Annotated in this window: 12 protein-coding genes; all 12 read left to right on the plus strand. The window is 66.0% G+C overall.

Going from position 1 to position 16,050, the window contains the following annotated elements:
* Window positions 1-117: 117 nt before the first annotated feature.
* Window positions 118-1,818: an acyl-CoA mutase large subunit family protein gene (locus NKT36_RS14325; RefSeq protein WP_327051736.1), complete on the plus strand. Its 1,701-nt coding sequence runs from the start codon at window positions 118-120 to the stop codon at window positions 1,816-1,818.
* 183 nt (window positions 1,819-2,001) lie between these two features.
* Complete coding sequence (locus NKT36_RS14330) at window positions 2,002-3,243, plus strand: DUF7537 family lipoprotein (RefSeq protein WP_327051737.1); 1,242 nt, start codon at window positions 2,002-2,004, stop codon at window positions 3,241-3,243.
* Window positions 3,244-3,491: 248 nt separating this feature from the next.
* Window positions 3,492-5,465, plus strand: coding sequence for an acetate--CoA ligase (gene acs, locus NKT36_RS14335; RefSeq protein WP_327051738.1), 1,974 nt, complete (start codon window positions 3,492-3,494; stop codon window positions 5,463-5,465).
* Between the two features lie 246 nt (window positions 5,466-5,711).
* A complete protein-coding gene (locus NKT36_RS14340; protein WP_327051739.1) occupies window positions 5,712-7,328 on the plus strand; it encodes a long-chain-fatty-acid--CoA ligase in 1,617 nt (538 codons plus the stop codon).
* 177 nt (window positions 7,329-7,505) lie between these two features.
* Window positions 7,506-8,837 carry a substrate-binding protein gene (locus NKT36_RS14345; RefSeq protein ID WP_327051740.1) on the plus strand — a complete coding sequence of 444 codons (1,332 nt, stop codon included), beginning with the start codon at window positions 7,506-7,508 and terminating at the stop codon, window positions 8,835-8,837.
* 220 nt (window positions 8,838-9,057) lie between these two features.
* Window positions 9,058-10,158, plus strand: coding sequence for a branched-chain amino acid ABC transporter permease (locus NKT36_RS14350; RefSeq protein WP_327051741.1), 1,101 nt, complete (start codon window positions 9,058-9,060; stop codon window positions 10,156-10,158).
* Window positions 10,159-10,364: 206 nt separating this feature from the next.
* Window positions 10,365-11,681 carry a substrate-binding protein gene (locus NKT36_RS14355; RefSeq protein WP_407652182.1) on the plus strand — a complete coding sequence of 439 codons (1,317 nt, stop codon included), beginning with the start codon at window positions 10,365-10,367 and terminating at the stop codon, window positions 11,679-11,681.
* 128 nt (window positions 11,682-11,809) lie between these two features.
* Entirely contained in the window at window positions 11,810-12,742 is a 933-nt protein-coding gene (locus NKT36_RS14360) for a branched-chain amino acid ABC transporter permease (protein WP_327051743.1), read from the plus strand.
* Window positions 12,739-13,869: a branched-chain amino acid ABC transporter permease gene (locus tag NKT36_RS14365; RefSeq protein ID WP_327051744.1), complete on the plus strand. Its 1,131-nt coding sequence runs from the start codon at window positions 12,739-12,741 to the stop codon at window positions 13,867-13,869. Before NKT36_RS14360 ends, NKT36_RS14365 begins: the two co-directional genes overlap by 4 nt.
* On the plus strand, window positions 13,869-14,627 hold the full coding sequence (locus NKT36_RS14370; RefSeq protein ID WP_327051745.1) for an ABC transporter ATP-binding protein: 759 nt from the start codon (window positions 13,869-13,871) through the stop codon (window positions 14,625-14,627). The genes NKT36_RS14365 and NKT36_RS14370 overlap by 1 nt, the downstream gene beginning before the upstream one ends.
* Window positions 14,624-15,370, plus strand: a complete 747-nt coding sequence (locus tag NKT36_RS14375; RefSeq protein ID WP_327051746.1) for an ABC transporter ATP-binding protein — start codon at window positions 14,624-14,626, stop codon at window positions 15,368-15,370. Before NKT36_RS14370 ends, NKT36_RS14375 begins: the two co-directional genes overlap by 4 nt.
* On the plus strand, window positions 15,360-16,016 hold the full coding sequence (locus NKT36_RS14380; protein WP_327051747.1) for a thioredoxin family protein: 657 nt from the start codon (window positions 15,360-15,362) through the stop codon (window positions 16,014-16,016). The genes NKT36_RS14375 and NKT36_RS14380 overlap by 11 nt, the downstream gene beginning before the upstream one ends.
* The last annotated feature ends 34 nt before the right edge of the window (window positions 16,017-16,050 follow it).

Here is a 16,050-nt window from a genome sequence, read left to right on the forward strand (position 1 = left end):
CGTCGATGGCTGCTCCGGCAGTGGCCCGACCGCCGGCGTCACGTTTTTCGACGAACGTCCTTTCGCTCGGCAACGCTCACCGAATCCTTAATGCACTGTCCTGAAGAAGGTACGCGCATGTACGACGAGGACGACCTGGAGGAGATACGGCAAGCCAGGGAGGAGTGGGAGGAGGACACCCTCGGACCCACGCTGGAGCGGTTCGGGGAGCGCAAGGACCGCTTCGCCACCGTCTCGAACCTGGAAGTCGACCGCCTCTACGACCCCAGCGACGTCGCCGACCTCGACCTGGAGGAGGACCTGGGTTACCCCGGCGAGGAGCCGTACACGCGCGGGGTCTACCCGACGATGTACCGTGGTCGGTCCTGGACGATGCGCCAGTTCGCCGGCTTCGGCGCTGCGGAGGAGACCAACGAGCGGTTCCACTACCTCATCGACGAGGGCCAGACCGGGCTCTCGACGGCGTTCGACATGCCGAGCCTGATGGGCATCGATTCGGACGACCCGATGTCCATCGGCGAGGTCGGCAAGGAGGGCGTCGCCGTCGACACCCTGCGCGACATGGAGATACTGTTCGACGGCATCGACCTCGGGGAGGTGTCGACGAGCTTCACCATCAACCCGAGCGCACCCGTCATCTACGCGATGTACGTCGCGCTGGCCGACCAGCAGGGCGTCCCTCGCGAGGAGATACGGGGCACCATCCAGAACGACATGCTCAAGGAGTTCATCGCCCAGAAGGAGTGGGTCGTTCCGCCGGAGCCCAGCCTCGACGTCGTCACCGACACCGTCGAGTTCGCCGTCGAGGAGACGCCGAAGTTCAAGCCCATCTCCATCTCGGGCTACCACATCCGCGAGGCCGGCTCGACCGCCGTCCAGGAGCTCGCGTTCACCCTCGCCGACGGCTTCGCCTACGTCGAGGACGCCATCGACCGCGGGCTCGACGTCGACGAGTTCGCTCCCCAGCTCTCGTTCTTCTTCAACTCCCACAACTCCATCTTCGAGGAGGTCGCGAAGTTCCGCGCCGCGCGGCGCATCTACGCGACCGTCATGGAGGAGTGGTACGACGCCGAGGCCGACGCCAGCAAGCAGCTGAAGTTCCACACCCAGACCGCGGGCCAGAGTCTGACCGCCCAGCAGCCGCTGAACAACATCGTCCGGGTGACCATCCAGGCGCTCGCGGGCGTCCTCGGCGGCACCCAGAGCCTCCACACCAACAGCTTCGACGAGGCGCTGGCACTGCCCAGCGAGGAGGCGGTTCGCGTCGCGCTGCGCACCCAGCAGATAATCGCCGAGGAGTCCGGCGCGGCCGACATCATCGACCCCCTCGGCGGCAGCTTCGCCGTCGAGAGCCTCACCGACGAGGTCGAGGAGAAGGCGATGGCGTACATCGAGGAGATAAAGGAGATGGGCGACGGCTCGGTCCGCGACGGCGTCCTCGAGGGCATCGACCGCGGCTACTTCCACCGCGAGATCCAGGAGTCCTCCTACGAGTACCAGGAGCGCGTCGAGGACGGCGAGGAGGTCGTCGTCGGCGTCAACGAGTACGAGATCGAGGAGGAGACCAAACCGGAAATCCTCACGGTCGACGAGGAGGTCCAGGAGCGCCAGCTCGACCGCCTGGAGTCGGTCAAGGAGGAGCGCGACGACGATGCCGTCGAGGCGGCATTGGACGCCCTCGAAGACGCCGTCGAGAACGACGAGAACGTCATGCCCTACATCGTCGACGCGGTCAAGACCTACGCGACGATGGGCGAGATCATGGCCGTCTTCGAGGAGCGGTACGGCAGCTACCAGGAGACGGTCGGCCTGGCCTGACGCTTCGGCCCCTCTTTCTCTTCGCTGCTGGTGTGGTTGCTTCGCTCGTGATGCCGTCGAGCAGCGACAGACGCTCACCAGCGATGACGAACGACATTCACGTGTCCGCTATCGTATCCTGAAAACCGAGCGGCTCGGCGGCGTTAAGCCAGTTTTATAAATAGATACGATAGACGATACGTCATGGAATCGAGACGACGGATTGCGATTTCGATCGTACTCGTCGCGCTCGTCGCGGTGGCGGGGTGTACGTCGGGTCCCTCCGGGGACTCGTCGGGCACCGACTCGCCCGCGACGAACGGGACGACCGCAACGACCACGACGACGAAGACGCTCGACGACCTCTCGTTCCCCGATGGAGCGACCGACGAGGGGGTCGAGAACGGGTCGGCGCTCGCAGCAACGCACGTGGAACGGCTCTCCGACACGGGGTACGAGGTCGAGGTCACCGCGTCCTACTCCGCCGAGAGCGAGTCGGGGACCAGCACGTACGTCGTCCGGCGAGACGCCGAGACGGGCGAGATGTACCAGCGAACCGCCAGGAAGAGCAACGGCGATGAACGCGGCGAGTTCGCGTACGCGAACGACACTGCGACCTACACGAAGCGGGGCACGGACGACCCGTCGTGGGACGTGAACACGCGCCGGACCAGCGACGACGTGGCTGACAACAACGTCGTCATGGCCGCCGAGTCGATCCTGCCGATGGGCAACTGGACGGACCCGAGCGTCGTGTCGGCTGACGGCCAGCCGTTCGTCGAATACGAACTCGACGGAATCGCGCCGGAGCCCGAGTTGATCGATGCAGACACGGTGACGAACGCCTCCGGAACGCTACTCGTCGACCAGCAGGGCGTCGTCCACCGCCTCACGCTGACCATCGCACAGGAGCGCGACGGGACCGAGTCGCAGACGAACTACGAGTACCACGTGAAGAAGACGGGCGACGTCACGGTCGAGCAACCCGACTGGGTGAGCACGGCCATCGAAGAGACAGAAACGGAGGAGGAGACGACGGACTCCTCCCGCGTGCAGATAGTCTCTGGCTTCGGGAGCGTCTCGGACGGCACCGTCGAGACGGTCAATCTTACCGTGATGCGCGCCCCCGGCGCCGACGACATCAACCTCTCGATGGCCACCGTCGAGTGGGTCGGCCCCAACGCGGCCACGACGCTCACGGTCGGCGACAGCATGACGGAAGACACGTTCGTCGTCGAACCCATCAAGGACGAGGACGGCTCAGCGCCGGTTCTCAACGAGCACGACGACCGGTTCATGATCGCGATGGACGCCTCCGCGGTCGGCGGCGCGCTGGAGGAGGGCGAGAGCGTCGAACTGAAGGTCACCACCCAGTACGGAACGGTGACGTACTACCGCGCGAACGTCCCAGAGGACCTCTCGGACGAAACCGCGGTGACGCTGTAACCGTCGCCGGTTCGCGAACGACTTTTTCGACGGTTGCTCACCGGTAGTGACGACCGTCCGAACGCCTGGAGCACCGGCGCTGGTTACGGCGGGGACGCGCGTCGAGTAAACGCCACGGTAACGCCGTTGGCCACCTGCGGCGTTTCCGAATCGGTCGTTTACCGTGGTCCGAGCGGCCGACGACGGAGAACGACGGATATGGGGTAGGGGAATCTTTATGCCTTTGGTAACTGCACTCTAGCACGGATATGTCAGACGATACCGTGGAGCTCGAAGCGCGTCTCGAAGAGGCGGAGAGCTTCGACCCTCCGGAATCGTTCGTCGAGCAGGCGAACGTGACCGACGAGGGCATCTACGAGGAGTTCGACGAGAACTGGCCGGAGTGCTGGGAGCGGGCAGCCGACCTGCTCGACTGGGACGAGGAGTACGACACGGTACTGGACGACGGCGACGCGCCGTTCTACGAGTGGTTCACCGGCGGATCGCTGAACGCCTCGGCGAACTGCCTCGACCGCCACCTCGACGAGCGCGGCGACGAGGTGGCCATCGACTGGATCGGCGAACTCGGCGACACGCGCACGTACACGTACGAGGAACTCCACCGCGAGGTCAACGAGTTCGCGGCCGCGCTCCGCGACCTCGGCGTGGAGGAGAACGACGTCGTCACGATGTACATGCCGATGATCCCCGAGTTGCCCATCGCGATGCTGGCGTGTGCCCGCATCGGCGCGCCCCACTCGGTGGTGTTCGCCGGCTTCTCCGCCGACGCCCTGGCGACGAGGATGGAGAGCGCCGCCTCGGAGTACCTGATCACCTGCGACGGCTACTACCGCCGCGGTGACCCGCTGCATCACAAGGAGAAGGCCGACGAGGGGCTCTCGCAGGTCGACCACGAGGTCGAGGAGGTCGTCGTCGCGGACCGGCTCGGCGACGAGTACGACCACCCGATGGACGACGGCGAGCGCGACTTCGACGACCTCGTCGCCGACCACGAGGGTGCGGCGGTCGAGCCAGTGTCGCGGGACGCCGAGGACATGCTCTTTCTCATGTACACCTCCGGCACCACCGGGAAGCCGAAGGGCGTCAAGCACACCACCGGCGGCTACCTCTCGTACGTATCGTGGACCAGTCACGCGGTGCTGGACATCGAACCCGACGACACCTACTGGTGCTCGGCCGACATCGGCTGGATCACGGGCCACTCCTACATCGTCTACGGCCCGCTCGCGCTCGGCACGACCAGCGTGATGTACGAGGGGACGCCGGACTATCCCGAGAAGGACCGCCTCTGGGACATCGTCGAGGAGTACGAGGTGGACATCTTCTACACCGCGCCGACGGCCATCCGCGCGTTCATGAAGTGGGGGACCGAGCATCCCGAGAAGCACGACCTCACCAGTCTGCGCCTGCTCGGTACCGTGGGTGAACCCATCAACCCGCGCGCCTGGAAGTGGTACTACAAGCACGTCGGCAACGAGGAGTGTCCGGTCGTCGACACGTGGTGGCAGACCGAAACGGGTGGGATGATGGTCACCACCCTGCCTGGCATCAACACGATGAAGCCCGGGAGCGCCGGCCCACCGCTGCCGGGCATCGACGCGCGGGTCGTCGATACGGCGGGCGAGGAGGTCGACGCGGGACGCGCGGGCTACCTCACCGTCGACAAGCCGTGGCCGGGGATGCTCCGGACGGTGTACAAGAACGACGACCGCTACGTCAGCGAGTACTGGTCGGAGTACTCCGACCCGGACGCCGACGAGTGGGTGTACTTCCCGGAGGACGGCGCGAAGATCGACGAGGACGGCTACATCACGGTGCTGGGCCGCGTCGACGACGTGCTCAACGTCTCCGGCCACCGTCTCGGCACGATGGAGATCGAGTCCGCCATCGTCGGCGTCAACGGCGTCGCTGAGGCCGCCGTCGTCGGCGGCCAGCACCCCGTGAAGGGCGAGGCGGTCTACGCCTACGTCATCACCGAGGAAGGCCAGGAAGGCGACGCGGCGTTCGAGGAGGAGATCGTCGCGGCCGTCGAGGAGGCCATCGGTCCCATCGCCCGCCCCGAAGAAGTGGTCTTCACGCCGGAACTGCCGAAGACGCGCTCCGGGAAGATCATGCGCCGCCTCCTCGAGGACATCGCCAACGAGGAGGAACTGGGCGACACATCCACGCTGCGCAACCCCGACGTGGTCGAGGACATCCAGGCGAAGGTGAGCGACGACTGACGGCGTAGCGACGTCCAGCGAATCCGCTTTCTTTCGCCGCGGGCTATCCGTGGCGGTGGCATCGACCGTCAGGCCCGGGATATCGGAACGACCGGCGCGTCCCCGTCGTAGGTCGACCGTACCGTCGCAGCGACGACGCGAGCCCTTTACCGGCCGACTGTTCCGATTCCGAGTTAACGTCGACGCCGTCCCCGGAATCTTGCCCTAAGCACAACGTATTCACGAACGAAGATTGTGTTTCGACGCATGTACAAATCCCTGCTCGTCACGGACTTCCTGGACCGGGCACGCGACCACTACGGGGACCAGGAGGCGGTCGTCGCCACCACGGGCGAACGGTACACCTACGACGAACTCGGCGACCGGGTCGACCGACTGTCGGCGGCCCTCCAGGCGCGCGGCATCGAGAAGGGCGACCGGGTGGCCGTCCTTGACCCGAACACCCACTACCAGCTCGAGACGGCCTACGCGACGATGCAGCTCGGGGCGGTCCACACGCCGCTCAACTACCGGCTGACCCCCGACGACTTCGAGTACATCCTGAACGACGCCGGCGTCGACGCCATCGTCGCCGACTACGAGTACGCCCACAACATCGAGGCCATCCGCGACGAGGTGCCGACGGAGACGTTCATCAGCAACGACGCCGACAGGACCGAGGGCGACTGGGAGGACTTCGAGACGGTCATCGACGACGTCGAACCGGCGTACGACCGCCCGGAGATGAGCGAGGACGAGATCATCACCATCAACTACACCTCCGGGACGACGGGCGACCCGAAGGGCGTGATGCGGACCCACCGCACCGAGACGATCCACGCCTACCTCGTCGCCATCCACCAGGAACTGCGCGACGACGACGTCTACCTCTGGACGCTGCCGATGTTCCACGTCAACGGCTGGGGACACATCTACGCCGTGACGGGCATCGGCGCGAAGCACGTCTGCACGCGCGGGGTCGACGCCGGCGAGATCGTCGAGACCGTCCAGTCCGAGGACGTCTCGATCCTCTGTAGCGCGCCGACCGTGCTCAACATGCTCATCGACTACTACGAGGAGAACGACCGGCCCGCGATGACCGGCGACAACGACGTCCGGGTCACGACCGCCGGCAGCGCCCCGCCCGAGGCGACCATCCGCACCGTCGAGGACGAGTTCGGCTGGTACCTCAAGCACCTCTACGGCGCGACCGAGACGGGGCCGCTCATCACGATGTCGGACGCCCGTCGGCTGATGGACGAGGACGACGACAGCCGGTTCAAGCTCAAGAAGCGCCAGGGGATGGGCGTCCTCGGCACCGAGGTCGAGGTCGTCGACGACGACGGCGAGGCGGTCCCGCGCGACGACGCGACCATCGGCGAGATCGTCGTCCGCGGCAACCAGATCATGGAGGGCTACTGGGAGAAGCCCGAGGCGACCGAGGAGGCGTTCGACGACCGGCGCGAGGGCTGGTTCCACACGGGCGACCTCGCGGTGGTCGACGAGCACGGGATGGTCTCCATCCAGGACCGCAAGAAGGACATCATCATCTCCGGCGGCGAGAACATCTCCAGCATCGAGCTGGAGGACACCCTCTTCGAACACGACGAGGTGAGCGACGTGGCCGTCATCCCCGCGCCCAGCGACGAGTGGGGCGAGACGCCGAAGGCGTTCGTCGTCCCTGCGAGCGGCGACGCCGACGACCCGGGCGTCGAGTCGGACGCGCTCGTCGAGTTCGCCCGCGAGCACCTGGCGAAGTACAAGGTCCCGCGCCGCATCGAGTTCGTCGACGAACTCCCGACCACTGCGACCGGCAAGATCCAGAAGTACGAGCTCCGCGAGCGGGAGTGGGAGGACGAAGACCGGATGGTCGGTCAGGGATAAGCGACCCGACCGGAGACGGAAGGTCTCGACACCGCCGATTCCGTTTTCGTCGGCGACGTTACCATTACCAGAAACGGCCGCCATTGCTCCGACAACCGCTCTACCCCCTGACTTTTTACATATCGGTGCGGCGAAGAATCCAACACGATTAATAGTGAGGTTGTAGCGTGTGGTTGCATGGCACACGAGAAACAGAACCCGACGCGCAGGGACGTCGTGAAGATGGCCGGCGCGGCGAGTGCCACGGGAATCGCGGGGTTGACGGGAACCGCAGGTGCACAGGACGACTATCCGCCGCTCGGTAACTATCCGATACAGGGGAACACGGCGACGCTGGGATTCAACGTCCCGCAGTCGGGGCCGTACTCGTCGGAGGGCAAAGACGAGTTACGCGCCTACGAGCTGGCGGTGAAGCACCTCAACAACGGCGGCGGCTGGGTGGACGACTGGAGCGACCTCTCCGGGAACGGCGTGCTCGACAAACAGCTCGACTACGTCACCGGCGACACGGCGACCGACGCAGACCAGGCGCGCAAGTCCGCCCAGCGGATGGTCAGCCGCGACAAGGCGATCATGGTGACCGGCGGGTCGTCGAGCGCGGTGGCCATCGCCGTCCAGGAGCTCTGCCAGCGGGAGAAGGTCCTGTTCATGGCCTGCCTGACCCACTCCAACGACACGACCGGCAAGAGCTGTGCCCGGTACGGCTTCCGGGAGATGTTCAACGCCTACATGACCGGCCAGGCGCTCGCGCCCGTCGTCTCCGAGGAGTACGGCAAGAACAAGAATTTCTACCAGCTGTACGCCGACTACACCTGGGGGCAGACCCAGCAGGCGTCGATGAACAAGTTCTTCAAGGAACAGGGCTGGTCGCAGGTCGCCAGCGTGGCGACGCCGCTGGGGACGAAGGACTACTCGTCGTACCTCTCGAAGGCCGCGAACTCGAACGCCGACGTCCTCTTCCTGAACCACTACGGGCTCGACGGCGCGAACTCGCTCACGCAGGCCCGGAACATGGGGATCGACCAGGACATGGAGATCGTGATGCCGCTGTACAACCGCCCGATGGCACAGGCGGCCGGCGGCGCCATCGAGAACATCTACGGCACCGTCGCGTGGGACTCCCAGATCGACAACGAGCCGTCGAACTCGTTCACCGAGGCGTTCGGCGACGAGTACGACGGCCGGACGCCGTCCGGGCCGGCCCAGCTGGCGTACTCCCAGACGCTGCAGTACGCCGCCGCCGTCGAGCGCGCCGGCACGTTCTATCCGCCCGAGGTCATCAGGCAACTGGAAGGCCACCAGTACGGCAACCTGGGCATGGACCAGGAACTGATGCGCAAGTGCGACCACCAGGCCCAGCGCGCGGTGCCGGTCGTCAAGGGACTGCCGAAGTCCGAACAGGAGGCCGGGACGTTCTTCGAACTCGTCCAGATGACCCCGAAGGCGAAGGTGGGGTACGAGTGCAACAGCGGGCCGGCCGGGCAGTGCAGTCTCGGTTCGTACGAGTAGCGGGCGGAAACTACACCAATATTTATTATAAACTCGGTGGTGGGGAGAGGCGTATGGTGGGGGAACGGGGACGAACGGCAGGAGGGCCACCGCGGGACGAGAGAAGCGCGTTCGGCCGGAAGTCGACGAGGGAGTCGACCGCGGTCGTCGACGGACGGGGCGGCGCATGTCGCTCCCCGGGACGACTGCACGGCCGACCCGGCGACGGGGAGGTGAGCGGATGAGCGACGGCGACTTCGTCGAGGAGCGAGCGGAGGGGACCGTCGTCGAGAGCGGTGGGTTCGACCGCTGGGAGCGCCTGCGAGAGAGCGAACTCGCCGTGGTAGTGGCGACGACGGTCGTCGTGGTCGTCTTCCCGTGGCTGTTCGCCCGCGCACCGGTCGTCAGCGACGTCCTGGACGGCTACCAGTCGCTGGCGTCGCTCGTCCTCATCTGGGGCATCTTCGCCATGGGGTTCAATCTCCTGCTGGGCTACGTCGGCCTGCTGTCGTTCGGCCACGCGGTGTTCTGGGGTGGCGCCGCCTACGCCGCCGGCGTCTTCAGTTCGACCGTCTCGGGGAGTCCGGTGCTGATGGTCGTCGCGGGGACGGTGTTCGCCGTGCTGATGGCGTGGGTGCTCGGGGTCGTCTCGCTGCGTCGCGGGGGTATCTACTTCGCCATCCTCACGCTGGCGTTCGGCCAGATGGCCTACTACCTCGCGCTGGGACCGTTCGCGACCGTCACCGGCGGCGAGAACGGGTTCACGACCGTTCAGACGGGCGACCTCCTCGGGACGTTCCGCCTGGCGTCGCCGCCGCCGGCGTTCGAGGTCCTGTTCGGCAACTGGATGTACGTCTTCGTCGGCACGCTGACCGTGGCGAGCGTGGCCGTCGCCTATCGCATCCTGCACTCGCCGTACGGGCTGGTGTTCAAGGCGATCCGGGAGAACGAACAGCGCGCGGAGTTCGTGGGGCTGAACGTCTGGCGGTACAAGCTGATGGCGTTCGTCCTCTCCGGGGCGTTCGCCGGCGTCGCCGGCAGCCTCTTCGTCGTCCACGGCGGATACGTCCCGCTGGAGTCGCTGTACTGGACGACCAGCGGCGAGGTGGTCGTGATGGCCGTCCTCGGCGGCGTCGGCTCCCTGTTCGGGCCACTGCTCGGTGCCGGCGTCTACCTCTACGTCGAGAACATCGTCAGCGGCTATCCCGCCTACGGGGCGTACTGGCACCTCATCCTCGGCCTCGTCTTCGTGGTCGTCGTGGTGCTGTTCCCGCGCGGCATCTGGGGCATCCTCGCCACTCTCACCTCACCTCTTAAACGACTCGTCGCACGCGAGGAGTAGAGCAGGGGAAGTTCGCCGGTCGAGCTGGCTTTAGTGTTTCTATCGCGACAATATTTCGGCAGACCTCCGGGACGAACTGACGCCGGCTCGCCGACAATCTGTATTAAAAACAATGCGGAATATGGAAAGGGTTATTAGGTATGAATATGTTGCGTGGTAGTATGCGGGATGGTACCAGAGACCTCAACCGTAGAGATGTCGTGAAGATGACCGGTGCAGCGGGCGCCACCGGAATCGCCGGCCTCGCCGGCTGCCTGAGCAGTGGTGGTGACGACGGCGACGGTGGTAACGGAGACGGTGATTACCCTGCACTCGGCAACTACCCGGTCGAAGGCGACACGGTCACGTTCGGGTTCAACGTCCCGAAGTCGGGGCCCTACGCCTCCGAGGGGAAAGACGAACTGCGAGCGTACAAGCTAGCGGTGAAGCACCTCAACAACGGCGGCGGCTGGGTGGACAACTGGAGCGACCTCTCGGGCGACGGCGTGCTCGGCAAGACGGTCGACTACGTCGAGGGCGACACGGCGACCGACGCCGACACCGCACGCAAGTCCGCAAAACGGATGATCGACCGCGACGACGCCGTGATGGTGTCCGGCGGGTCGTCGAGCGCAGTGGCCATCGCCGTCCAGGAGCTCTGTCAGAGCAAGAAGGTCATGTTCATGGCCTGCCTGACCCACTCCAACGACACCACGGGGAAGGACTGTGGACGGCACGGCTTCCGTGAGATGTTCAACGCCTACATGACCGGGCAGGCGCTCGCACCGGTCGTCACCAGCGAGTACGGGGACGACCTCGACTTCTACCAGCTGTACGCCGACTACAGCTGGGGCAAGACCCAGCAGGCGTCGATGAAGAAGTTCTTCGAAGAGGCGGGCTGGTCGCAGGTCGACAGCGTCGCGACGCCGCTGGGGACCAAGGACTACTCGTCGTACCTCTCGAAGGCCGCGAGCTCCGGCGCGGACGCTTTGTTCCTGAACCACTACGGGCTCGACGGCGCGAACTCACTGCAGGGTGCGATCCAGGCCGGACTCGACCAGGACATGGAGATCGTGATGCCGCTGTACAACCGCCCGATGGCGGAGGCGGCGGGCGGCGCCATCGAGAACATCTTCGGGACGGTCGCCTGGGACTCCCAGATCGACAACGAGCCGTCGAACTCCTTCACGAAGGAGTTCGGCGACGAGTACGACGGTCGAACGCCGTCCGGGCCGGCCCAGCTGGCGTACGCCCAGACGCTGCAGTACGCCGCCGCCGTCGAACGCGCCGGCACGTTCTACTCGCCGGAGGTCATCAAGCAGCTCGAGGGCCACGAGTACGGCAACCTGGGGATGGGCGACGAGCTGATGCGCAAGTGCGACCACCAGGCCCAGCGCGAGGTGCCGGTCGTCAAGGGACTGCCGAAGTCCGAACAGGAGTCCGGCAAGTACTTCGAGATCGTCGAGATCACGTCTCGCGACAAGCTCGGTTACGAGTGCGGTTCGGGCCCCGCAGCGGAGTGCGAACTCGGTTCGGCCAAGTAGACAGCGACGACCGAGTACCCACGCCAACGTTTATGCATGGTAGTGTGTGACTAACACTCGAAGCAGATTTCCAGACACGTGATGGATTACAGATACATGATAGCTATGTACTGCAGGGAGGAGCAGCCGTGAGTATCGTTTCACAACTGGCGACGATCCTGTTGAACGGGCTTCAGCAGGGCGCGATCTACGTACTCGTCGCCATCGGACTGTCGATCATCCTGGGGACGCTGAAGTTCGTCAACTTCGCACACGGGGCGCTGTACCTCGTCGGCACGTACGTCGGAATGCTCGTAGCACTCGAGAAACCGGTGGGCGGGAAACTTGCGGAGTGGGGAATCACCGAACTCGGACTGGGCTGGGGCTTCCTTCCCGCTCTCATCGTCGCCCCGGTCGTCGTGTTCGCCATCGGGCTGCTGATGGAGCGGTTCGTCGCCCGCCCGTTCTACGACCGACCAGACACCGACCAGATTCTGTTGACGTTCGGACTCGCCATCGTCGTCCAGGAGGCGTTCAAGATCCTGTTCGGCGCACAGAGCTACAACTTCAGTCAACCTGGCTGGGCGACCGGCCCGGTCTCGATGCCGCTGGTCGGCACCATCGGGAAGTGGCGGCTCTACGTCATCGGCATCACCTTCGTCCTCGTCGTGCTCGTGTACGCGCTCATCGAATTCACAGACTTCGGGCTCGTGGTCCGCGCGGGCACCCTCGACGCGGAGATGGTCCAGCTGCTCGGCATCAAGATCAGCCGGCCGTACCTCATGGTGTTCGGCGTCGGCGCGGCGCTCGCCGGCGTCGCCGGGGTCGTCGGTGGCGCTCTCTACACGGTGAATCCCTACATCGGGATGGAGACCCTGGTCCCCTCGTTCCTCGTCGTCGTCATCGGCGGCGTCGGGAGCATCAGGGGCGCGGTCCTCGGGGGCGTCCTCGTCGGGCTCACCCTCTCGTCGCTGGTCGCCGTCGCTCCGCAGTGGTCGCAGGTCGGCATCTACGTGCTCGCCGCGATCATCCTGCTGGCGCGACCGCAGGGGCTGCTCGGCACCGAGGAGGTGACGCCATGACGGACGGCACCGCCGACCCGCCAGCGGAGGAAGGCAGCGCGGTCGTCGAACCGGGAGCGATTCCGGTGTGGTCGTGGTTCGGCAGCGACGAGCGCTCGCTCGTCGGCATCACGACTCTCGCTGTCGTCCTCTTCCCCTGGGTGCTCGTCCGGGCACCCGTCGTCAGCAACGTCCTGGACGGCTACCAGTCGCTGACGTCGCTCATCCTCATCTGGGGCATCTTCGCGCTGGGCTTCAACCTGCTGCTGGGCTACGTCGGCCTGCTGTCGTTCGGCCACGCGGTGTTCTGGGGCGGCGCCGCCTACGCAGCCGGCATCTTCAGCGCGCAGGTGAGCGGAAGTCCGATACTCGTGGTGCTGTTCGGCACCCTGTTCGCCGTGGTGCTTTCGGTGATGCTCGGCGTCATCACGCTCCGGCGCAGCGGCATCTACTTCTCGATACTGACGCTGGCGTTCGGGCAGATGGCGTTCCACCTGGCGGTCTCGCCGCTCTCCGGACTGACGAACGGCGAGAACGGGTTCACGAACGTCGCCGTCGGGAACCTCTTCGGTTTCCTCGACCTGTTCGGTCCGACCGAGTCCGTCCCGCTCAGCACGCCGCTCCCGGTGATCGGCGACTGGATGTACCTCTTCGTCGGCACCATCACGGTGCTGACCGTGGTCGCCATCGCGCGCATCCTGCACTCGCCGTACGGGCTGGTGTTCAAGGCGATCCGGGAGAACGAACAGCGCGCGGAGTTCGTGGGGCTGAACGTCTGGCGGTACAAGCTGATGGCGTTCGTCCTCTCCGGGGCGTTCGCCGGCACCGCGGGCAGCCTCTTCGTCGTCCAGGGCGGCTACGTGCCGATCCAATCGCTCGACTGGACGACCAGCGGCGAGATCGTCGTGATGACCGTCCTCGGCGGTGCCGGGTCGATGGTCGGCCCGATGCTCGGCGCGGGCATCTACATCTACGTCGAGAACGTCGTCTCGGGCTACGCCGTGGTGCAGCCCTACTGGCACCTCATCCTCGGCCTCGTCTTCGTGGTCGTCGTCGTCCTCTTCCCCGACGGCATCTGGGGTATCCCGGGTACCGTCCGCGAGAAGCTGTCGGACTCCCCCGGCGGAGAACGGGGAGGTGAGAACTGATGTCGCTGCTCGAGACCCGCGGACTCACCAAGGAGTTCGGCGGCCTCGTCGCCGTCGACGACGTCGACCTCGACATCCAGGAGGACGAACGGGTGAGCGTCATCGGCCCGAACGGCGCGGGCAAGTCGACGCTCATCAACCTCATCACCCGGATGCTCGACCCGACGGACGGCGACATCCGCTTCAAGGGCGAGACGATCACCGACCTGGACCCCTACGACGTCGTCCAGATGGGGGTCAGCAAGTCGTTCCAGACCGCCTCCATCTTCCCGGAGCTCACCGTGGAGGAAAACGCTCGCATCGCCGCGCTGGCGGCCGAGCACGGGTCGTTCCGGTTCAACTTCCTCCGGCACCAGAACCACTACCCGGAGGTCGCAGAGCTGACCCACGAGACGCTCGACTCCGTCGGCCTGCTCGGCCAGCGGGACACGACCGCGGCCGACCTGCCGTACGGCGACAAGCGTCGCCTCGAACTCGGCATCGCGCTCGCGAGCGAACCCGACCTCCTGTTGATGGACGAACCCACGGCCGGGATGTCGCCGGAGGAGACCCACGCGACGGTCGACCTCATCGAGCAGGTCAAGGAGGAGCACGGGCTCACCATCCTGCTCGTCGAGCACGACATGGAGATCGTGTTCAACGTCTCCGACCGCATCATCGTGTTGAACCGCGGCGGCGTCATCGCCCGGGGGACGCCCGACGAGGTACAGGGCGACCCCCGCGTCCAGGAGGCGTACCTGGGAGGTGTCGAACTGTGAGCCTGCTCGAACTGGCGGACGTCGACGCCTACTACGACGAGAGCCACATCCTCCGCGACGTGTCGATGCGCGTCGAGGAGGGCGAAGTGTGTGCACTGCTCGGCCGCAACGGTGCGGGGAAGACGACGACCCTCCGCAGCATCGCCGGCGCGCAACCGCCGGACGTCCGCGGGGGGTCGATACACTTCCGGGGCGAGGACATCACCAGCAACGACCCCGAGGACGTCTCCTCGCACGGAATCTCGCTCGTCCCCGAGGAGCGCCGCGTCTTCCCCGACCTCACGGTCGCGGAGAACCTCCATCTCGCGGAGGTGGACCAGAACGTGTCGAACACCATCGGTCGCTCGTTGCCCGACGTCCAGCACGAGGGCATGACGACCGAGGAGGTGTACGAGGAGTTCGAACGGCTCCGTGAACGTCGTGAACAGAAGGCCGGAACGCTGTCGGGCGGCGAACAGCAGATGCTCGCCATCGCGCGGGCGCTGAAGCAGAACACCGACCTGCTGATGCTGGACGAACCGTACGAGGGCCTGGCCCCGCAGATCATCGCCAACGTCGAGGACGCCATCCGGCGCATCAGCGAGAGCGGGACGACCATCCTGCTGGTCGAGCAGAACGCAGCGGCCGCCATCAAGCTGGCAGACCGCTGCTACGTGGTCGACCAGGGCGAGATCGTCTTCGACGGGACGGCCGAGCGACTCCGCGACGACGAGGAGACGAGGGAGCGGTATCTTGGAGTCTGACATGGACGCGGACGCCCTCTTCGACGCGCTCGTTGCGGAGGACGTCGTCGTCGAGAACGAGACCGTCTCGCTCACCGAGGACTTCGAGCACCGCTGGTCCATCTACCTGGACACGTACGCCAGCGTCACCCCAGAGGCGTTCGACGAGGCCGTCGCTGACGCGTTCGGCGTCTCCGTGGAGGAGGCCCGTGAGATCGAGGTGACCCGGGCGGAGTTCAGCTACTACCTCGCGCTCCACGCCCACCTCGACGGCGACTACTCCGCAGACGAGATCGGCGTCATGGCCGAGATGGTCGACCGCATCGGTCCGTCCTCGCCGGTGCCCGACGACCTCCGGGAGCTCGGCGACGACGCCTACCCCGAGTTCCTCGCGGCGAACCCGGACTGCGTCGTCTCCATCTGGAAGCGCGACTGTGCACCCTGCAAGGCGGTGGCGGAAGACCTCGACCGCATCCGCGACGCCGCCCCGGACGACGTGGCGTTCGCGGGCATGGACGGCGACGACGTCGTCGAGTTCCGCCGCGAGTTCGAGGTCGACGCCGCGCCGGCCGTCCTCGCGTTCCGCGACGGCGAGCTCGCGGAGACGACGACCGGGGGCGTCGGCACCGAGGCGATCATCGAGACGCTGCGGACCGTCTACGACTGATTCCCCGGCGGTTCGACACCCTCTTCTGCGGCCG

Source organism: Halomicrococcus gelatinilyticus (assembly GCA_024227995.1).
GTDB lineage: Archaea > Halobacteriota > Halobacteria > Halobacteriales > Haladaptataceae > Halomicrococcus > Halomicrococcus gelatinilyticus.

Coding starts and splice junctions, on each gene's coding strand:
- acs (WP_327051738.1), top strand. CDS start 3,492: ATGTCAGACGATACCGTGGAGCTCGAAGCGCGTCTCGAAGAGGCGGAG.
- NKT36_RS14370 (WP_327051745.1), top strand. CDS start 13,869: ATGTCGCTGCTCGAGACCCGCGGACTCACCAAGGAGTTCGGCGGCCTC.
- NKT36_RS14330 (WP_327051737.1), top strand. CDS start 2,002: ATGGAATCGAGACGACGGATTGCGATTTCGATCGTACTCGTCGCGCTC.
- NKT36_RS14340 (WP_327051739.1), top strand. CDS start 5,712: ATGTACAAATCCCTGCTCGTCACGGACTTCCTGGACCGGGCACGCGAC.
- NKT36_RS14350 (WP_327051741.1), top strand. CDS start 9,058: ATGAGCGACGGCGACTTCGTCGAGGAGCGAGCGGAGGGGACCGTCGTC.
- NKT36_RS14355 (WP_407652182.1), top strand. CDS start 10,365: ATGACCGGTGCAGCGGGCGCCACCGGAATCGCCGGCCTCGCCGGCTGC.
- NKT36_RS14345 (WP_327051740.1), top strand. CDS start 7,506: ATGGCACACGAGAAACAGAACCCGACGCGCAGGGACGTCGTGAAGATG.
- NKT36_RS14325 (WP_327051736.1), top strand. CDS start 118: ATGTACGACGAGGACGACCTGGAGGAGATACGGCAAGCCAGGGAGGAG.
- NKT36_RS14365 (WP_327051744.1), top strand. CDS start 12,739: ATGACGGACGGCACCGCCGACCCGCCAGCGGAGGAAGGCAGCGCGGTC.